This window comes from Streptomyces sp. NPDC057638, from assembly GCF_042800315.1.
Lineage (GTDB): Bacteria > Actinomycetota > Actinomycetes > Streptomycetales > Streptomycetaceae > Streptomyces.
The window spans coordinates 1-20,197 of record NZ_JBHVHF010000138.1 but is presented as its reverse complement, the minus strand read 5'-3'; the positions used below and the strand labels follow the sequence as shown (position 1 = coordinate 20,197).

The following is a 20,197-nucleotide window of genomic DNA, read 5'->3' as shown; positions in this document are numbered from 1 at the left end:
GCTGCTGCCCCGCCCCGACCCCGCGACGGCGTCCCCCGGAGTGCCCGAACCGGGCACCAAGATGCCCACCGAGGCGAAGGTCGCCGCCGAGGCCGAGGCGACCCCCCGCCCCCGGTCGCGCGCGCGCACGGTGAGCCCCGCCGCCCTGCCCCCGCCGCCGCCACCGGTCTCCGGCACACCGGACGACGCCCCGCGCCCCCCGGCGCCCGCCGAGCACTGCGCCGCCCTGCCGCTCGCCTCCTTCGGCGACCCGGGCTCCGCCGTCGGCCGCGCCGAGGTGCCCGCCTCGGACAGCGTCTGCTACACCCTCGCCGCCGACCGCCCCGGACCCCATCGCATCCTGGTGACGGGCAAGGCGGCGCGCGCCGAGGTGTACGACGGGGACGCCCGGCTCGACTGCGACGACCCCCGCTGGGGCGCGGGCTGGTGCGTACTGCCGCGCACCGGCGACTTCACCCTGCGGACGTTCAACAACGGTGCCTCGCAGCGCGAGATATCCGTCGCGGTGTACGACCTGGGCGCCACCGCCTCCTGCGCGGCGACGACCGGCACGGCCTGGGACACCCCGGCCCTCACCGGCTCGCTGCCCGGACCGCTCGCCCTGTTCTGCCAGCCCTTCGACGCGGAGCCGGGCGACCGGATCATCCGGACGCTCACCCCCGAACGCAAGGGACGCGCCGACGCCTGGATCACCGACGCGACCGGCGCCCGGATCTGCGCCACCTCCGAGAACCTGCGTGACGGCTGTGTCCTGCCCGGGCCGGGCCCGTACCGGATCCTCGGCGGCATCAAGGAGTCGGCGGGCGGCTTCCCCGCCGAGTACTCCCTGGAGGTGCGGCGGCTCAACGACCCGGTCGGCTGTCTGCCCGTCCCCCTGAACACCTACAACTCCGCCCCCACCGCCGGTGACCCCGCCCACGGCTGCCGTACCTTCAGCAGCCCCGCCGCGCACCGCTACGACTTCTACCAGGTGGTCTCGGGCGTCCGGGGCGACGTCATGGTCCATGACCGCTCGGGCCGGCTCGTCTGCGACGACGGCGAGAGCTGCGCCCTGCCCGCCGCCGGGGACTACACGCTGCGCACCGCGCACGACACCCTCGTCCTCGACCCCGTCTCCACGGTGGGATGCGAACCGGCGGACCTCGGTGTGCACCGGGGCACCATCACCGCGCCCGGGGAGATCGACTGCCTCACCCTGCCGCTGCCGGAGGGCGCCCGCCTCGCCGCGCTGCGCAGCCATGGCGGCGCGGCGCTGCCCCCGGAGATCAGCGTGGTCGACGGCGAGGGCATCGCGCGCTGCCAGAGTGCCGCGCTCAGGGCGGGCGTGTGCGCCCTCGCCGGGCGCGGCCCCTTCCGGCTGCTCGCGGGCCTCGCGGCCGGTGACGGCCCCACCGGGCCGTACGACATCGCGTTCTACCGCACCGACGGGCATCCCATCGGCTGCTCGCCCATCCCGGCCGGTGACTTCACCGCGCTCAGCCCGGGGCTGAAGGTCGCCACCGGGGGCGGGGTCTTCGCCCACTGCCTGAGCGTGCCCGCCGACGACCACAGCGGCATGGAACAGCTCCAGCTCCAGCAGATCTCCGGGACGGCCGCGGCGTCGCTGAGCGTGCTCAACGCCAAGGGGGAGCAGATCTGCTCCACGCTGGCGCCGACCTGGGCCACATGCGCCATGGAGCCCGGCACCGGCTACACCGTGCTGCTGGACGGACGGGACGAGGTCGCCGAGTACGCGGTCACCCGACGGGACATCACCGCCACCGCGAAGGGCTGTGTGGTCAACCCGGCGGCGGCCGTCGGCGGGCCCTCCACGGCGGGCGCCACCGCGGCGGCGGGCGTCCCGGTCTGCCGCCAGGTGACCACGGAGAACACCACCGACACCCTCCACCTCGATGTGCGCGACCTTGAGGGAGCCACGCGGCTGACCGTCTTCGACGAGCGGGGCGCCGCCGTGGACTGCACCGGGGGCGCGCGGGCGTGCGCGGTCACCGGCTCCACCAGCTACCAGGTGCTCGTCACCGTGCCCGAGTTCCTGCGGACGGCGGGCCCCTACCGTTTCGACGCGGTGCGCGTCGCCACGGCGGCGGGTCCCGCCCCCGAGTGCGTCCGGGCGCCGAACGTCTCCTACGGGTACGGGCCGGTGCTCGGCACCCTGACCGAGGAGAGCTCCATCTCCTGCGCCGTGCTCCCCACGGCACAGCGCGACCTCTTCAAGGTCGACGTCACCGACACGGCGGGCGGCACCGAGGCCGCCGTGCCCGCGCTCTACGACGCGGGCGGGCGCAATGTCTGCCGCCACCACTCCAGCGGCTACCAGTGCCGGGTCGACACCGCGGGCCCCGGCGGCGACGGCTCCTCGCTGCTGGTCCTCGGACTGCCGGAGCGCGCCTCCCAGACCGCCTACCGCGCCGAACTGATCTGCGCCTTCCGGGTCTGCGGCCCCGACCGCCCGACCGTCACCACCGTGGCGCCGATGACCGGTCCCAGCGGCGGTACGGTGACCGTCACCCTGAGCGGCTCGGCCCTGCACGAGAAGGACACCCTGGTGCTCCAGCGGGTGGGCTCCGGGTCCGGTTCCGGTACGAAGGGCGTACGGCGGGTCGAGTCCACCACGGTCTCCGTGGCGCCCGACCGCAGGACGCTGACCGCCGTGTTCGACCTCAGCCGCGCCCCCAAGGGCTCATGGCGCCTCACCGCGCGTCCCCAGGGCGGCGGGGAGTACCCGATGGGCACGTTCACCGTCACCCCCGCCGTGCTGGTGAACCTCCACGCCCCCACGGTCACCGGCCCGGTACGGGTGGGCGAGCGCGTCACCGCCACGACCGGCGCGTGGGCGCCGCGCCCCTCCTCGTACGGCTACCAGTGGTTCGCCGACGGCCAGGCGATCACCGGGGCGCGCGACGCGGAGTTCCGCATATCGGGCGCGCAGTTCGGCCGGGAGCTGAGCGTACGGGTCACCGCCCACCGCCCGGGGTCCGACTCCGTGGCGGCGCGTTCCCTGCCGGTCCCCGTGCACCAGGGTCTGGCGCCCCGGGCGACGAACGCGCCCGTGATCGTCGGCGTGCCCCGGGTGGGTGCCCGGCTCACGGCGATCCCGGGCACATGGACGGTCCGCGTCTCCTCGTACGCCTATCAGTGGCAGGCCGGCGGCGAACCGATCCCCGGCGCCACCGACACGACCTTCCGTGTTCCCGCCGCCCTGGTGAACGCCGAGCTCTCCGTCGCCGTGACGGCGCGCGCCGTCGGGCACGCGGACGGTGTCGCGTTCAGCCGGCCGGTGACGGTCGAGGCCGGTACCGCGACCCTGACGGCCCTGGGGACGGGCGTGCTGCCGGGAGCGGCGCGTACCGCCGCCGCACCGGCCGCGCCCGCGGCGGGCGCTCCGGGAGCGCGGGCGGCGTCACCGGCCGGATCCGGGCCCGCCTACCGGGCCCCGCTCTCCCCGGGCGGCGGCCCGCTGGCGGCGCTGGCGGGGCCGAGGCGCGGGGGAGAGCGGCGCAACGGCGAAGCGGAGCTGTGACACCTGCCCGGGAGCCGGCCGCGCGGCTCGGCGCGGGGCGGGGCCAGGGGCATGGCCCGCGCCCCTGGAGCCACGCCACGTCGGCCAGGTCCGGGGAGCCGGCCGCTCGGCTCCCGGCGGGTCCGTCACGCCGTCGGCGGTGTCTTCGGTGGTGTCTTCGGTGATGTCCGAGGGGGCGCCGCCGACGGCGCGCGGTCGGTCAGTTCCGCCGTCACGAAGCCCACGACCGCGCATACGGCGATCAACGGCATCTGGTGACCCGCGTCCGGCCCCAGGAGGAGCACGGTGAGGACGGCGCTGGTCACCGGGAGCCGGGTGACCACCGCCGTGGCGGTGACGATGCCGAGCGCCAGCCCCGGGGTCGCCCCCAGCCCCGGCAGCCCGGCGGCCGCCACCCCCAGGGCTGCGCCCAGCAGCACCGCAGGGAAGATCGGGCCGCCGCGCATGGCGCCCAGACAGATCCCCCAGGCGACGCCCTTGCACACCACCAGGGCGATCAGCGCCGCCACCGGCCAGGCGTGCGGCTCCGCGGCCAGCCGCCCCAGTGTCGCCTGCCCGGAGAGGGCGGCCTCCTCCGGGGAGCGGCCGGTGAGCAGCGCGTACGCGGTGACGCAGACCCCCACCGCGGCCGCCGCGAGCACGGTGCGGACACCCGTGTGGCGCGCGGTCCAGGCGGCGGAGAGATAGCCGAGGTGGTGCGCGGTCGCGACACACAGCGCGATCACGACACAGAGCGGCAGCCCCCACAGGAAGTCCGCCGCGTCGGGGGTGGCGTCCGGCGGCACCGTGGGCAGCGCGAGCGCGCCGACGGACAGCCCGGTCCACTCCCCGAAGCCGGTGAAGACCAGCGCGCCCACCCCGCTCGCCAGCAGACACGGCAGCAGCAGCACCACCAGCCGCGGCCCGGCCAGACCGGCCGCCTCCACGATCATCACCACCGCCACCAGCGGGCCGCCGAGGATGGTCGAGATGGCGGCCGTCGACCCCGCGGTGCCCACGACCAGCGCGGTCTCGGGGTCCGGTGGACGCCGGGCCGCCCGCAGCGAGAGGAGCGCCAGCCCGCTGCCCAGTGCCATCAGCGGGGCCTCGGGGCCCAGGACCACCCCGAGCGGCAGGGTGGCGAGCGCGGCGAGGACCACCCCCGGCAGCTCCGTGGGACCCAGTGGCGCGCCGCCGAGCCCATGGACGGGCACATGGCCGCCGCTCCCGGGGGCGCGCGTGACGATGGGCGCCAGGATCAGCCCGGCGAGCAACAGCGAGGGCAGGGGCCACCACCAGGGAGGCGTGGCGTAGCCGACGGCGTGCGGAAGGTCCTCCCACACCGCGTGCTGGAGCAGGTGCTGGAGGCTGACGAAGAGGAAGCACGCGAGGGAGATGGGCACACCGAGGAGCGCGGAGAGCGCCAGCAGCCGCAGATAGCCCTTGCTGCGCAGGGTGTCCCGGAGCAGGGTGGCGGCGGCGGACGCGGGGACGCCGGTGCCGGGCCCCGCGCCGGGTGAACCTGGTCCGGCCGTGGCACGGCCCGCCGCCGCGTCTTCCGGCGCCGTCCGCGCCCCGGGTGAACCGGTGCCGGGTGACCCGCTGCGGGCGCCGGAGCCGACCTCTGTCCCGGCGCCGGTTCCGGCGTCCGTTCCGGACCCGTCGCCGTGTCTGTTGGGCCGTGACCGTCCATCGGGCCGGGGCCCGCCGGTGCCGTGCGTACCGTGCGCGGCGCCCCCGTGATCCGCGCCGTCGGTACGGTCCGCACCGCCCGCGCCGTCTGGGCTGTCTGCGCTCTCCGCGCCGTCCGTACCGCCCGTGGCCATGCCTCCATGCAACGGGTTCGGTACGCGAGGGGCCGGGCGAGCGGACCCGAACGGGTGAGCGTGAGTCGCCACCCCCGGGTGGTGGCGCCTTCGCTGGAGGCATGGACCGCGACGACGGCACGGATGGCACGGGCGGGGAGAACGGCGCCGAGGGCGCTCCGGGCGGGAGCCCAGGGCCCCCGCCCACCCCGCATGACCGGCACGACCCGCCCACCCCGCGTGCCGCGCCCGGGGACCCGCGACCCGGTGACACGCCCGGGACGCCGCGACCCGGTGGGGCGCACAGCACCCCGCCTCCTGGTGACGCGTCCGGGCGGGGCGCGCGGGCCCAGGGCACCCCGCCCGCCGCGTCCGTCGCGTCTGGCGGGCGTGGCTCCACCGAGGCGGAGCTCGCGCGGCTGCACGCCCGTATCGCCGCCCTGGAGGCGCGTCCGGCGGAGCCGTCCCGCCACCACCGGGTCCGGTCCTTCCTCTCCGCTCTCCTGATCGTCATCGGCTGTGTCCTCGCGCCCCTGGGCGCGGTGGCCGCCTGGGCGGCCGACGAGGTCGGCGACACCGACCGGTACGTGGCCACCGTGGCACCGCTCGCCTCGGACCCCGATGTCCAGGCCGCCGCCGCGAACCGGATCACCGACGCCGTGATGGCGCACATCAACGTCCCGGCCCTGCTCCAGGACGTGGCGCCCGCCGACCGCCCCCGGCTGGAACAGGCCCTCGGCAAGCTCGGCGGGGCGCTGGAGAACGCGCTGCGGGGCTTCGTACGCGACAAGGCGGACCAGGTCGTGTCCTCCGACCGGTTCGCGACCTTCTGGACCAACGCCAACCGCCGTGCCCACACCGCCGTCGACAAGGCGCTCACCGGCAGCGGCGGCGGAGCGGTCCAGCTCACCAATGACGCCGTCCAGATCGACCTCGGCCCGGTCGTGGACGAGGTCAAGGCCCGGCTGGTGGCCGACGGCGTCAGCGTCGCGGCGCGGATCCCCACCGTCCACACCGAACTGACGGTGTTCCGCTCGGAGGACATCGGCAAGGTCAAGACGGCCTTCCGGCTGCTCCAGCTCGCGGGCGCCTGGCTCCCGGTGGTGGCCGTGGTGCTGCTCGTGGCGGGTGTTCTGCTCGCGGTGCGCCGACGCCGCGCCGTGGTGGCCGCCGCCATCGGGGCGGCCGTCGCGATGGTGGTGCTCGGGCTCGCGCTGACCGCGTTCCGCGCCGTCTACCTCGACGCCCTGCCGTCCGGTGTCTCCCCGTCGGCGGCGGGCGCCGTGTACGACGCCATGGTCCGCTTCCTGCGCTCGGCGGTACGGATGGTGGTCACGCTCGCCCTGGTGCTGGCGCTCGCCGCCTGGGTGACGGGCCGTGGTCGGCACGCCACCGCCGTACGCGGCCTCTGGCACACCTCCTTGTCGCGCGCCCGTGCGGCGGCGGGGCGCGCGGGGCTGCGGACGGGACCGGTCGGGCCCTGGACGCGCGGCCACCGGCGCTGGATCACCGCCGGGCTGACCGGGGCGGCGGTGCTCGCGTTCGTGCTGTGGGCGCTGCTGGACCACCCCACGGCCTGGGTGGTCGTGGGCGTGACCCTGGTGCTGCTGCTGGCGCTGGCGATCACCGAGTTCCTGGCGGCGGAACCCGCCCATGACACCCGCTCGGGCTCCCGGGCGGGCTCCCCGACCGATCCGCCGCCTGGACCAGGGCTCGGTTAGGACCTGGTCCACGGCCCGGTCCCCGGCCCGGTCCACCGTCGGAGCCGCCGCCGGGAGCACCGGTGGATTCACCCGAACGGCCGCATCCGGATGGCGGTACCACGGCGGCGGGCTGAGGCTCGAATTCCCGTCCGCGCCCCGCGTACGGGCCCCTGAAGGAGGTCGTCCCATGAGCCACGCATCACAGCCGACCGGGACACCACCCCCCAAACGCGCCCCCAGCACCGGCACGAACAGTGACTGGGCCGTCGGCGGAGTCGTCTTCGCGGGCATCCTGCTGGTCTGCTACGGCATCCTCGGGATCCTGCAGGGCATCGCCGCCATCGCCGAGGACGACGTCTACGGCCGGATCGGGAACTACGTCTACAAGATCAACCTCACCGGCTGGGGCTGGATCCACCTCATCATCGGCGTCTGCCTGCTCGTCACCGGCTGGGGTGTGCTGAAGAACCAGGCGTGGGCGCGGTACGCGGGTCTGTTCTTCGCGGCGCTGATGCTGATCGCCCAGTTCCTCTTCCTGCCGTACGCGCCGATCTGGTCGCTGATCATGATCGCGATCAGCATCTTCATCATCTGGGCGCTGGCGACCTACCATCCGTCGCACGACCGGGGCGATCTGCTTTAGATCGTTCCTTCGCGGTCCCGTCCACGGCGTTGGGCCGGTGCTGGCACCGGTCCAACGCCGTGCGCCCGTGCCCCTGGTGACGGCTCGGGGCGGTGGTCCTCCGTGGGTGTCGGGCGTGGCTCGGGGGAGCCGGAACCCGTGCCCACCCGTGGGTGGAACGGGGCCTCCCAGGGCGCGGGCACGGACCCAGGGTGGCGCGCCGGGTCAGGGAAGGGCCAGGAAAGGGTCAGGGGAGGGTCAGCACCCGGGGTCCGGCCTCGGTGATGGCCACGGTGTGCTCGATGTGCGCGGCCCGGCTGCCGTCGGCGGTCCGCAGGGTCCACCCGTCCGGCGCGGTCCAGTACCCGTCGCCGCCGCCCGACAACAGCATCGGCTCGATGGCGAGGACGAGCCCGTGCCGGAGGGGGTAACCACGTCCGGGGCGCCCCCGGTTGGGCACATGGGGGTCCTCGTGCATCTGGCGGCCGATGCCGTGGCCGCCGAAGTCGACGGGCAGGCCGCAGCGGGCCGAGCGGGCTACGCCGCCGATGGCGTGGGAGATGTCGCCGACGCGGTTGCCGGGGACGGCGGCGGCGATACCGGCGTCGAGGGCCCGCTGGGTGGCCTCGATCAGCGTCAGGTCGGCCGGGCGGGCGCGGCCGACGGTGAAGCTCACGGCCGCGTCACCGGTCCAGCCGTCCAGCCGCGCGCCGCAGTCGACGCTCAGCAGGTCGCCGTCCTGGAGCCGGTAGTCGGTGGGGATGCCGTGGACGAGGGCGTCGTTGACGGAGGCGCAGATCACGCCCGGGAAGGGAGTGGGCGCGAACGACGGGTGGTAGCCGAGGAACGGTGAGGTGGCCCCGGCCCGGTCGAGCACGTCCCGCGCCACCTCGTCCAGCTCCCGCAGCGACACCCCTGGCCGCGCGGCCTCCCGGACGGCGGCGAGCGCGTGGGCCACGACCCGTCCCGCCTCCCGCATCGCCTCCAGCGCCGCGTCGGACTTGATCTCCACCATGGGTGACTCCCCCCTCGCTCCAATACTTATACCGGTATTAGTATCACGGTTATGGTGAGGACTCCTTTGACCCCGTGGGAACGAGAGCGGGGCGAGCGTTTCGGAGCACTGCTCCGCGAAGCGCGCGGTGAACGCAGCATGGTGGAGGTCGCCGCGGCGGCCGGTGTCTCGGCGGAGACCCTGCGCAAGATCGAGACCGGTCGGGCACCGACACCGGCCTTCTTCACGGTGGCGGCGCTGGCCGCCGCGCTGGATCTCTCCCTGGATGAACTAGTGGTGGCGTGCGCCGACGGCGCGGGCTGGGAGGGTGAGGCGCTCTCGGCGTGAGCCGGGCGACGCGCGGCCCCGGCGGATCGGGCGGATCCGGTGGCTCGGGCGGCCCCGCCAGGCTCCAACGGCCCCGCTGGGTCCGGCGTCCCCGACGCGTCCGCCGGGGGCGGCCCGGGGCGGATCGCCGCCCGTGACCCGCCCTCAAGGGTGCGCGGCGACGGGCTGAGCGGTGCCCGGAGGGCTCGCGGTGGGAGGAGGGCCCCCGCCGGGCCCCGGAACGGGACCATGCCCGCCCCGCCGCCCCTCAGGCGCTCCGCCCGGCTCCCTGGGCGCGGATCTCCTCCACCAGGCTGGAGACGCTCTCGGCGGCGCGTCCGGAGGCCATGCCGCGCTCGAACAGCTCCAGGACCGCCTTCGGCAGGGTCGTGTCCACGCCCGAGTCCTCCATGGTGTGCAGGACGTGCTCCGCGCTCGCGGTGCCCATCGCGAGGCGGTCGACGTCGCCCGCGTGGTTGCCCGCGTCGATGCGGTCCGCGTAGAAGCCGAAGAACTCCCGGTTGGCGCTCATCGTGGTGACCGCGTGCGACAGGATGTCCGCCGCCTTCAGGCCATGGGCGTTGGCCAGGGCGATGGCCTGCCAGTAGCTGAGCAGCGAGGTCCAGAACATGGTCATCCCGATCTGGTACATCAGCGCGGCCCGTGAGGGGTCCTCGCCGAGGTACTCCACCTGGGTCAGCGTCTCCAGGGTGGCGCGGTGGCGCTCCAGGGGCTCGCTCGGGCCGCTGTAGAAGGTGTACGAGGCGGGGTCGCCGATCCCCGAGGGCGGGCTGGTCACGCCGCCGGCGAGGAAGGCCGCGCCGCGCTCGGTCACCCAGCGGGCGCCCTCCTCGGTCTTCCGGGGCGTGTCCGAGCTGAGGTTCACGACGACCCGGCCGCTCAGGGCGTCCTCGGCCTGTCCGAGCACCGTGTGCATCGTGGCGTAGTCGATCAGGCTCAGGACCACCAGCTCGTTGGCGCGCAGCGCCTCCTCGACGCTCGTGGCGAGCGTGGCGCCGCGCGCGACCAGGCCGTCGGCGCGGGACGGGGTCCGGTTCCAGAGGGTGACCTCGTAGCCCCGGTCGAGGAAGGCGCCCGCCATGGCCTGTCCCATGGGCCCGAGGCCGATCACGGTGACGGAGCGGCCGGCGGGCGAGGGCGCGGCAGTGGTGGCGGGCGAGGGTGCGGTGCCGGACATGGGTGCCTCCTGAATTTCTAGAACGTTCTATCTAGAGCAGATGCGGAGACCGTACCACGATCTCTAGAACGAGCGCTCTACTTAGGGGCGGTCTCGGCTATCCACACCCTGTGGACACATCTGGAGGCCGCCCGTCCGGTCGCGTGGCCGGTCGGCCGGTCGGCCGGTGGGGCGGGCGGTCAGCCGGGTGGCCGGGCGCGTTCGGCGAGGACGGTGGGCCAGGGGCGGGGCGTCCCCTCCCGTACGCGCCGCCGGCTCTCCGCCGCGCCGCGGCCCCGGCGCCGTACGCCGCGACGCTCATCCTCAGGCGGGGCGCCCGCCACCGTACCCGGACCATGGTTCCTCCGACGGATGGTCAGGAGGCCCACCCGCGCGGGCCGACGGACGGTCAGGAGGGTGCGCCCGCGCGGCCCGACGGGCGGAGCGCGCGCCGGAGTCAGCGCGGTACGACGGGAACGAGTGGGGGCGCCTCCTGCTGGAGCAGCCGCCCGAGCTGGTCGGCGCGGGCGAGATAGGGGCCGGAGAGCGCACGGAGCGCCGTCTGCAGATGCGCCACGAAGGGGCGTGTCTGGTCCGTCAGCGGGGGCGCCGCCAGCGTCGCCGCCGGATCGGGGTCGACCAGTGCGGCCCCGCCCCGCCAGCGCGCCTCCAGCCGGGGGCCGAGATGGCGTTGGACCTGGGTCAGCGCCCCGATGGTCTCCGCCCTGCTGCCGAGCGCCAGGAGCTCCTCGCGGACGCCCGCCGCGAAGTCGAACGAGACCTGTGCGGGGTCCTCGACGTCCGTGGCGGGGTCGGTACGGCGGACCAGGCCCCTGAGGACGAGCTCGGCCAGGTTCCAGAACTCGGCGCCCCGCAGCGACTGCTGGACGAGCCGCATCACCGGAAGGTTCAGCGGTACCGCCGCCAGCCGCCGCGCCAGCGCGAACGCCGTGGGCGAGGCCAGCGAACGGAACCGGCGCACGGTCTCGGCGGCGCGCGCCGCCGCTGGAACGTGCCCCTCGGCGGCGCCGGGCCGTCCCCGGGCGCCGACCGGGAACCCGGCGCCCCTGACCACTCCGGTGTCCCTGACCACTCCGGCGCCCCCGGCCTCCGTGAACTTCCCAGCCGCCATGAACTCCCCGGACCTCGCGAACTCCCCGGCGTCCGGCGCCGTCGGTGCCGTCAGTGCCCCGGCGCCGCTCGCGTACGGCCCGGCGCGCAGATCCCGGCCGGGGCCCGTCAGCAGGGCCGCCAGACCGTGCCACTCCCCGCCGTCGGCGGCCGCCACCAGCCGGGCCCACCGCCCCAGGGACTCGGGCCGTAGCTCCACCACGGGTACGGCGACGGCGGAGGCGTCGCACGCACCGGACTCCGGCGGGGTGACGGGCGTCGGCCGGGGCCCCAGCGCGTCGGCGGCCGGGTCGGCCGCACGCGTCTCATAGTGGCGGTTGGGCGAGCCCGGCCCACAGGACCGCAGCCGTGTCCTGGTCACCGTCGGCAGTGTCAGCTCCCAGAGGTGCTGCGGCAGCAGGTTGAGTACGGCCGTCGGTGAACCGGAGGCCAGCGTGTGCAGCAGCGCGGCGGCGCGCCCGTCGCGCCAGGCGGCGTTCCCTCCGTCCGTGAGCACCAGTAGGAGCTGGTGGTCCCCGGCGCGCCCGGCCGGGTGCGGTCCGGCCGCCGCGCCGGGCTCCCAGGCGACCGTCCGTACCGTACGGAACGCGGCGGTCTGCTCCATCAGCGCGCGCACACGGTGGCTCGTACGGCGCCACAGGGCCATCGCGGGGCTGATGTCGACCAGCAGCACCAGATCGAGCGGCCACTCCGGGGCGGCGCGGCGGACGGGGGCCGACGGCCCTTCCGCCGCGCTGGCGGCGCGCCCGGCGGCCGTCGCATCGTCTCGTGCGTCTCGTGCGTCTCGTGCGTCTCGTGCGTCTCGTGCGTCTCGTCCGTCTCGTTCATCTGGTTCGTCCGGATCCACCGCATGCGCGGCGGGCCGGGTCAGCCGTAACGGGCGCAGGGCGCGGCCGAGGGCGCGCGAGTCGGTGGCGCGCGGCAGGTCGGAATGGTCGTCGACGGCCGCCGGCGCGGGCGGAGACTCCGTCACCACGCGCCACCGCGAGGGCTCGTGCGCCGGATCGCGCGCGGGCGCGGGCGCGGTCTCGGGCGATGGGGTGTGCCGGAGGAGCGGCGCGGTGGCCTCGGGCGATGGGGTGCCGGGCGGGGTCGGCCCGGCCGTACCTCCCGCGTCGGCGCCCAGCCGTGGCGCGCACGGCACAGCCCGGGGACGCGCCCCGTTCGCGCCGCTGTCGTCAGGATGCGTCACGTCCTGTCCTCCCCCTCCGCGCGGAAGGCTCCACCGGGGCTCCCCGCCCGCCCGGACGGCGGTACGGATCGTCCCAGAGCAGCGCCACATGACGACCGAGCGTGGACGAGTCTCCAGCCGTGGCGTCCTCGTCCCGCGCGTCGACACGCAGCGATCTGACCGCTTCCGGCAATCGGCGGATCCCCTTGTGGGCCATCAGATCGGCCAGCTCGCCCCGGAACACGGGATCGGTGCCGCCGCGCCGGTCCCACAGCACGATCGGCACCCCGGCGCGGAGTGACTCGCCCAGCTCGTCCACGCCCGCGCCGTCCACGTCCGCGCCGTCCGCGCCGTCCGCGCCGCCCGCGCCGAAGTGCCGTGGCGGCCCGCTGAGCACCACGACGGCGGGCGGCGGATCCGCCAGCAGCCGCGAGCGGCCGTCGTCCGGGAACCAGTGGACCCGGCCCGCGCCCGCCTCCGCGAGCGCGTCCCAGCGCCGCCGCCAGCGACCGTGGGTGTCCGGGCGTTCCATCCGTTCCAGACTCCGCAGCAGCACCGGATGGTCCTCGCCGAGACTGGTCCGCGCGCCGTGGAACCCCCGCTTCGCCCAGTGCTCCACGGGCAGGTGGAGCAGCTCGCGCGGGAGCAGGAACTCCAGTGTCAGCTCCTCCGTGCGGAAGTACGCCCAGCCGGTCTCCGCCTGCTCCACCAGGGACTGCACATGGTGCGGCAGGTCGTCCAGGTCGATCCGCATATCCCCGCCGCGTACCGGATAGGGCTCCGGCTCGCACAGCCGCCACCAGTACGAGAGCAGCCGCTCGCGCTCGTGGTCGGGGTCGGCCAGCGGACGCAGCCGGACCAGCAGACAGGCGCCCGGCTCCCAGACCGCCTCCTCGGCGGAGTCGGATGCGGATCCTGGTACGGAAGCCGGTGGAGACGCCTGCGCGGAAGCCGGTGCGGGCACCGGTGGGGACGCCTCCACGGAAGCCGGTGCGGGCGCCTCCACGCGCGCCTCCGCGCCCGCCTCCACAGACGCCTGGACGGATGTCCGGACGAGTGCCCGCGGGGATGTCCGCGGGGAGTCGTGGACGGAGGTCCGCGCGGATGTCTGTACGGAGCCTGGTACGGACGCCCTGGCGCCGCTGTGGTCCACGGTCCGGGGCGTCCCCGGGCCGCCCGGGACGGCGCGCGTCGCCGCGAGGCCGTCACGCGCCTCCCGTGGCTCCCCGCGGTGGTCGGCGACCCACTCCAGGAGCGCCTCGCGGCGCCCCTCCTCCGCGTACCGGGCGAGCCGCTCGACCAGCAGGACGCAGGGCAGCGGCTCACCAGGGCGCGCGTTGAGCGTGGCGCAGTGCAGGACCGCGAGCCAGGGCTCGGTGCAGTACGCGGGCGGCGGCTCGGCGCGGTACCGCGTCACGTCCTGGTAGACACGGGCCACGTCGGGCACGTCCAGCCCGCCGAGCAGGGTCATCAGCCGGGACCACTCCGTGTGGGTGAAGAGGGGGACCTCGGCGACGGCGATGGCGGTGCGCAGCCGTTCGGTGTGCCGTGCCTCTCCCTCCAGCATCTCGGCCACGGAACCGATGACCTGGAGACCGCCGGGGTACTCCAGCACGGCCATCAGGAGCGCGTTCAGATACGTCCGCCGGCGCGCGCTCTCAGGAAGCGTGAACGCCGTCCCCAGACGCCGCTCCACCAGCCGGACGAACTCCCCGAGCGTGGCGGCGTCGTCGAGTGACGGAACCGACGCCAACGCGTCGAGCAGGACTTTCGGCGGCCCCCAGGTCGCTGCTTCCGTCACCCGGCACCACCGTCCGCACCCGGTGTCCCCACTCGTCCCTATGACGCGCGGTCACCTGGGGCGGGCCCGGACACCTCTGTCACGGAGGCGCGGTGCCTCCGTGACACCCTCTCTTCCCACCTCACGCCCCCCGCACTCCTGCACGCCCCCGGAGGCGCGTGTGCGACCGCCCGTGCGGGTGTGTACCGGGCCGGTACGGGGGATACGGGCGGGCACCGCGTGCGCCCCCCGGGAGGCCCGGTGGGCTCCGCGTCCCCTGAGGAGGCGCGTTTCCTGACGCACGCGCGTACCGACGCGTACCAGTCTGTGCCGATGCGTACCGATGCGTACCGATGCGCGCCAGCGCGTACCGGCCGCGTGTACCCACTGTTCGTCCCGGCCACGCGTGTCCGTCATCACGGCCCACCGCCGGGAACTCCGTGTGGTCACCACGCGACTACTGGGAGACGCCCCACGGTTCATGAGGAGGTCGGTGTGATGAGCGAGGAACGAGAAGCCGCGCGGCAAGCCGGTGGTGACGGTGGGTCCAGCGCGGCGGACTGGTACGCGGACGAGGACATCTGGGTGGACTTCGCCCCCGTGATGTTCTCCCAGGAACGCGTCGCGTCCATGGACACCCTGGTCAAGGAGTCGGCGCTGCTCGACTTCCCCCGGGGGAGCCGGGTGCTCGACCTGTGCTGCGGGCCTGGCCTCTTCGTGGTGCCGCTGGCCGAACGCGGCTACACCGTCACCGGGGTGGATCTCAGCGAGGCCATGCTGGACCGGGCGCGCGCCGCGTGCGCGGCGGCCGGGACCGATGTCCGCCTCGTCCGGGGGGACATGCGCGACCACAGCGAACCCGGCGCCTACGACGTCATCCTCAACGTCTTCACCTCCTTCGGCTACTTCGAGGACCGCGAGGACAACCTCCGGGTACTGCGCACGGCGCGGCGCAATCTGGCGCCGGGCGGACGGCTCCTCGTGGATGTGATGAGCAAGGAGGTGCTGGCCGGGTGGATCGGGCGGCCCAAGGTGGTCGACCTGCCGGACGGTTCGTTCGTCATCCAGCGCGACACCGTCCTCGACAGCTGGCGCCGGCTCCGTACCGACTGGACCCTGGTCCGCGGCGACACCGCGCGGACCGCGTCCATCCACTGCACCCTCTACAGCGGGGCCGAGCTGTGCGACCTCTTCACGGCGGCCGGGTTCGCCCGGGTCGAGTGCTTCGGCGACTGGGACGGAGGGCCCTACGACCAGCACTCCAGCCGTCTGATCGTGACCGGCAGCGACTGAGGCCACCACGGCCGCTCGCGCGCGCGGGGCCGTTCGCGAGACGGCTCGCGGGGCCGTTCGTACGCCCGCTCGTACGCCCGCTCGCGGGGCCGTTCGCGAGATCGTCCGCGAGACCGTTCGCGGGGCCGCTCTCCGGCGCCGTTCCGCGGGCCGTTCTCCGGTCCGTACGCGTCGCCGCCCACCTCGTCGCCCTTCCCGGGCGGGGCGGGGCGGACCGGAGCGCTCGCGCGAGAAGTCCGACGTCACACCGATCGCAGGAAGCGGCGGGGCGGTCCGCACCCCGCTCGTGGGCCCATGTCCCGGCAGGGGCGTGGCCCGCGCCGTACCCACCCCATCGGAGGACCCGTCCCCATGCAGCACACAACTGTCTCCCCTTCCGCCCCCGCCACCGTGCCCGCGCCGACGGGCACGGGCACGGCCGACCCCGGGGGGACCCCGCCGCCGGTCCCCGTGCACGGGCATATCACCGACGCCCTCAAGGCCCCCGCGTTCGTACGGCTCTCCGGTTCGATCGTGCTCGCGAGGTTCGAGACGATGAAGGTGTACGCGGCCCTCGGGGCCGTACGCACCCTGCTGGAGAGCGGCCGGATCAACCCCGGACACACGCTCGTCGACAGCTCCAGCGGCATCTACGCGCTGGCCCTCGCGATGGCCTGCCACCGCTACGGGCTGCGCTGCCACATCGTGGCGTCCACCACCGTCGACGCGACCATGCGGGCCCAGCTCGAAGTGCTGGGCGCCACCGTCGACCAGATGCCGCCCTCCCGCAGCCTCCGGCTGGACCAGGAGCGCCGGGTGCGGCATGTGCGTGAACTGCTGCGGCGGCGGCCCGACTACCACTGGATGCGGCAGTACCACGACCGGGTGCACTACGCGGGTTACCGCGAGTTCGCCGAGCTGGCGGGGGCGGCCCTGCCACCGGGGCCGGTGACCGTGGTGGGGTCCGTGGGGACCGGGGCGTCCACGGGCGGGCTCACCGAGGCGCTGCGCGAGTCCGGCCGGACGGTGCGGCTGGTGGGGGTGCAGCCGTTCGGGAGCGTGACATTCGGCAGTGAGGGGTTCCAGGACCCGGAGGCGATCATCGCGGGGATCGGCAGTTCCATCCCGTTCGGCAATGTCCGGCACGAGCTGTACGACACCCTCCACTGGCTGGACTTCCGGCACGCGATGGCCGGAGCGGTGGAGTTGCTGCGGGAGCACGCGGTCTTCGCCGGGCTCTCGACGGGCGCCGCCCACCTGGTGGCCCGCTGGGAGGAGGCCCAGTCGCTCCGGCGGACCCAGGGGGACACGGGCACGCGGGCCCAGGGGGACACGGGCGGACGGAACCCGGGGGACCCGGGTCAGTGGGAAGGCGCCGGGGACGGCACCACCCATCTGGTGCTCGGGGCGGACACCGGGCACCGGTACGCCGAGCGGGTCTTCGCCCGGCACGCGGAGGCGCTGGACCCCCGCTCGCTGCGGCCCGAGCGGATCCGCTCCCTGGACGAACTGCGCCCGCCGTGGGCGGTGATGGAGTGGGCGGGCCGTGCGGCCCCGGTCGCCGCGCGCGTCGTGGGTGAGGAGTCCGCCGACCGCCTCACGGCCGGTCCCGCCGCCGACGGCGGGCGCATGGGCCCCGCCGAACACGCCACCGCCGACGCGGAGCGCGCCGATCTCGCCGATCATGGCGACGACGCCACGGGGAGCGCCGGACTCGCCTATGACGCCGACCCCGAGCGCCTCAGCCTTGAGCCTCGCTGACCCTCGCCGAGTCTCGCCGAGGCACCGGCCGTACCCCTGCGCGCCCGCCCGCCATGCCCTTCTGACCACCACCCGATGACCACCACCCGATGACCACGGCCCGATGACCACGATCCGATGACCACGATCCGATGACCACGATCCGATGACCTCGCTTGTCCACCGCAGGTCCACCGCCTTCCGGCTGTCTCCGCCGATCACGTCCGCTGATCACCTCGCACCAGGAGCCCTCCATGACCATCGCCGCCCTTGAATTCCTCTCCTTCGGCCTCGCCCGGATGGCCGAGGCCGCCGACGCGGCCGGGCACCGGCTGGTCCTGCTCACCGGAGACCGGGGGGTGTACCGCCATGAGCTGGCCACCCTGCCCGAGGGCGCCATCGACGTGGTGGACGTCGACACCGGCGATCCCGCCGCCGTACGGGAGGTCCTCGCCGGGTTGCCCGAGCTGGCCGGACTGGTGAACACGACCGACACCTGGTCGCTGCCCGCCGCCGAGCTGGCCCGGGAACTGGGCCTGCCGGGGCCCCGGCCGGAGCTGGTGCGGGGGCTGCGGGACAAGGCGTGGGTACGCCGGACGCTCCACCGGGAGGGGCTGAGCCGGGGGTCCGCCGTCGTCATCGCGGCGGGGGAGACCGTCGCACCGGAGAACGCCCAGAACGTCCAGGCTGAGACCGCCCACGCGGAGCCCGTTCCGGAGGAGGCTGTTCCGGAGGAGGTCGTTCCGGAGGAGGCCGTCCGGCGGATCACGGCGGACGTCGGACTGCCCGCCGTGCTCAAGGACTCGGCCGGTACGTCGTCCCGCGCGGTGTGGATCGTCCGGGACGAACGGGAGCTGCGGGCCGCGCTCGCCGAGGCCGCGGAACTCCCGCTCACGGGGGAGCTGTTCGCGGAACCCTTCCTCGCCGGGCCGCTCTACAGCGCGGAGACCCTGAGCTGGGAGGGCGAGACCAGGCTGCTCGGGGTGTCGAGCCGGCAGACCTCCCGGACGCCCGCCGTACGGGAGGAAGGGGCCGCGTTCCCCGTCGCCCTCCCGCCCGCGGAACTGTCGGGTATCGAACGGTGGGTGGCGCGGGTGCTCGCCGCCGCCGGGCATGACCAGGGCTTCGCGCATGTGGAGTTCGTCCTCACCGCCGAGGGCCCCGAGCTGGTGGAGATCAACCGGCGGCTCGGGGGCGCCCTGGTCGCCGAGGCCCTCTGCCGGAACCTGCGCGCCAATGTGTACGAGGCGATGGTGGCCGTCACGCTCGGCGAGCGCCCGGGTCTGCTGGACGCCCCGGCGGCGCCGGAGCCGGGCCCGGCCGTGGCCTTCGTCCTCGTCTACGCGGAGACACCGGGTGTGCTGCTGGAGTGGACCGGTGTCGAGGGGCTGGGCGCCTTCCCCGGCGCGGTGGAGTGGTATCCGGTCCGGGTGCCGGGCGACTCCGTTCCCACCGTGCTGGACCAGCGCGGATGCACGGGCATGGTGCTGGCGCACGCTCCCACCGCCGAACTGGCCCAGCACCGTGCCTGGTCGGCGGCGACATCGGTGCGGCCGGTGATGAAGACGGCCGGGGCCCTATGAGCGGGCCCGGGGGAACCACCGGAGACCCCGGCGGGACCGTGCGCCGCGACCAGGACGGCGGCGCGGGGCCGGGTGGTGGTGCGGTCCGGGGCGGCGGTCCGGGGCGGGGCGGCCCGGCCCCCGGCGGCAGTCCCGCGCGAGGCGGCGATCCGGCCCCCGGCGGCGGCCTCCTCCACCGGTTCACGGGCCGGTTCGCGGGCCCGCAGCTCTTCCTCCTCGGGGCCTCCTTCCTCATCACCGTCGGCAGCTTCGCCGTGCTGCCGTATATGTCGGTGCTGCTGCATGAGCGATGGGGGCTCGGTCTCGGCGCCGTCGGGCTGGTGCTGGCCGTGGCCTCGCTGGTGCAGTTCAGCGGCGGGGTGGCCGGGGCCGCGCTGGCCCGGCGGATCGGACTGCGGGCCACGATGCTGGTGGCGCTGGGCGTACGCACGGCGGGGTTCGCCTGTTTCGTCCCCGGGGTGGACCGGCCGGTGCTGGCGGTGGTCGCGCTCTTCCTGGTCTCGACCGGGGCGGCGCTCTACCTCCCCGCCAACAAGGCGTATCTGGTGGCGGGGAGCGCCCCGGAGCGGCGGCCCGGCCTGCTGGCGGCCAGCGGTTCGGCGTTCAACGCGGGGATCGCGCTGGGTCCTCCGGCCGGGGCGCCCCTGGTGCTGGGCTCCCCGGGGGTGCTCTTCGGCGCGGTCGCGGTGCTCTTCGCGCTCATCGGACTCGGCCATGTCCTGCTGCCCCGGGTGGCCGACGACCGCCCGGACGCCACGGGGGCGGGCACCGGCAAGGGGCGGACGGCCCGGGGGGCCTCCCCGTTCGCGTACACCCTGCTCGCGGTGTACGTGTTCATGTTCTTCCAGCACTACGCGGCGCTGTACGCGGTGCCGCGCACCTCGACCGCCTACTTCGCCGTGGTCCTCGCCGGGTACGCCCTGCTGCTGGTCGTCGCCCAGCCGCTGCTGGCCGGGTGGATCGCGGGCCTGGCCTACGGCAGGGCGCTGAGGCTGGGATTCGGGTCGATGGCGCTGGGGATGGTGGCGCTGGCGGCCGGGGGGCGGCCGGGGATCGCGCTGGGCGCGGTGGCGCTCTGTCTCGCCGAGACGGTCCTCTTCCTCCGTAATGACCTGGAGGCCCTGGAGCGTTCCCGGGCCCCCGCCGCGACGGTCTTCGGACACCAGAGGCTCGCGGCCGGGCTGGGTGCCTTCAGCGCCGCCCTGCTCGGGGGGCCGCTGTACGGGGCGGCGGAGGACGGCCCGGGTGTGGCGGGGTTCTGGCTGCTGGTCGCGGCTCAGGCGGTGGTCCTGCCGGTGCTGCTGTGGGGTGGGGCACGGTGGCGCGGACGGCGTGCGGGCCGCCCCCCCCCGGACCCAGAACCAAAACCCGCCGCGCGCAAAGAGGCGACCCA

Annotated in this window: 13 protein-coding genes; 8 read left to right on the top strand and 5 right to left on the bottom strand. The window is 75.2% G+C overall.

Annotation, left to right across the window (positions count from 1 at the left end):
- On the top strand, positions 1–3,520 hold a 3,520-nt coding region (locus ACFVIM_RS19490; protein ID WP_384302783.1), incomplete at its 5' end, for a hypothetical protein.
- Between the two features lie 125 nt (positions 3,521–3,645).
- On the opposite strand, the gene ACFVIM_RS19485 is transcribed toward ACFVIM_RS19490, so the two are convergent.
- Positions 3,646–5,325, bottom strand: a complete 1,680-nt coding sequence (locus tag ACFVIM_RS19485) for a chloride channel protein (RefSeq protein ID WP_384302781.1) — start codon at positions 5,323–5,325, stop codon at positions 3,646–3,648.
- Positions 5,326–5,426: 101 nt separating this feature from the next.
- Here ACFVIM_RS19485 and ACFVIM_RS19480 point away from each other — a divergent pair, with 101 nt between their 5' ends.
- Together ACFVIM_RS19480 and ACFVIM_RS19475 are read left to right on the top strand one after the other, a co-directional pair.
- Positions 5,427–7,025 (top strand): hypothetical protein, encoded by a 1,599-nt coding sequence (locus tag ACFVIM_RS19480; RefSeq protein WP_384302779.1) that lies wholly within the window; start codon positions 5,427–5,429, stop codon positions 7,023–7,025.
- A gap of 169 nt (positions 7,026–7,194) precedes the next feature.
- Positions 7,195–7,650: a hypothetical protein gene (locus ACFVIM_RS19475; RefSeq protein ID WP_384302777.1), complete on the top strand. Its 456-nt coding sequence runs from the start codon at positions 7,195–7,197 to the stop codon at positions 7,648–7,650.
- 226 nt (positions 7,651–7,876) lie between these two features.
- On the opposite strand, the gene map is transcribed toward ACFVIM_RS19475, so the two are convergent.
- A complete protein-coding gene (map, locus tag ACFVIM_RS19470; RefSeq protein ID WP_384302775.1) occupies positions 7,877–8,644 on the bottom strand; it encodes a type I methionyl aminopeptidase in 768 nt (255 codons plus the stop codon).
- 51 nt (positions 8,645–8,695) lie between these two features.
- Here map and ACFVIM_RS19465 point away from each other — a divergent pair, with 51 nt between their 5' ends.
- Positions 8,696–8,971, top strand: coding sequence for a helix-turn-helix domain-containing protein (locus ACFVIM_RS19465; RefSeq protein WP_384302773.1), 276 nt, complete (start codon positions 8,696–8,698; stop codon positions 8,969–8,971).
- 247 nt (positions 8,972–9,218) lie between these two features.
- On the opposite strand, the gene ACFVIM_RS19460 is transcribed toward ACFVIM_RS19465, so the two are convergent.
- From ACFVIM_RS19460 to ACFVIM_RS19450, 3 genes are all read right to left on the bottom strand, one after another.
- Entirely contained in the window at positions 9,219–10,148 is a 930-nt protein-coding gene (locus ACFVIM_RS19460) for an NAD(P)-dependent oxidoreductase (RefSeq protein WP_384302771.1), read from the bottom strand.
- A 436-nt stretch (positions 10,149–10,584) separates the two neighbouring features.
- The gene (locus ACFVIM_RS19455) at positions 10,585–11,931 is read right to left on the bottom strand and encodes a hypothetical protein (protein ID WP_384302769.1); all 1,347 of its coding nucleotides are present in this window, start codon (positions 11,929–11,931) and stop codon (positions 10,585–10,587) included.
- A gap of 505 nt (positions 11,932–12,436) precedes the next feature.
- On the bottom strand, positions 12,437–14,230 hold the full coding sequence (locus ACFVIM_RS19450) for a hypothetical protein (protein ID WP_384302767.1): 1,794 nt from the start codon (positions 14,228–14,230) through the stop codon (positions 12,437–12,439).
- A 582-nt stretch (positions 14,231–14,812) separates the two neighbouring features.
- On the opposite strand from ACFVIM_RS19450, the gene ACFVIM_RS19445 reads away from it, so the two are divergent.
- From ACFVIM_RS19445 to ACFVIM_RS19430, 4 genes are all read left to right on the top strand, one after another.
- Complete coding sequence (locus ACFVIM_RS19445) at positions 14,813–15,502, top strand: class I SAM-dependent methyltransferase (protein ID WP_384302785.1); 690 nt, start codon at positions 14,813–14,815, stop codon at positions 15,500–15,502.
- A 351-nt stretch (positions 15,503–15,853) separates the two neighbouring features.
- Positions 15,854–17,242, top strand: coding sequence for a pyridoxal-phosphate dependent enzyme (locus tag ACFVIM_RS19440; RefSeq protein ID WP_384302765.1), 1,389 nt, complete (start codon positions 15,854–15,856; stop codon positions 17,240–17,242).
- Between the two features lie 233 nt (positions 17,243–17,475).
- The gene (locus tag ACFVIM_RS19435) at positions 17,476–18,804 is read left to right on the top strand and encodes an ATP-grasp domain-containing protein (RefSeq protein ID WP_384302764.1); all 1,329 of its coding nucleotides are present in this window, start codon (positions 17,476–17,478) and stop codon (positions 18,802–18,804) included.
- A partial coding sequence (locus tag ACFVIM_RS19430; RefSeq protein ID WP_384302762.1) for an MFS transporter occupies positions 18,801–20,197 on the top strand: 1,397 nt, incomplete at its 3' end. The genes ACFVIM_RS19435 and ACFVIM_RS19430, both read left to right, overlap by 4 nt.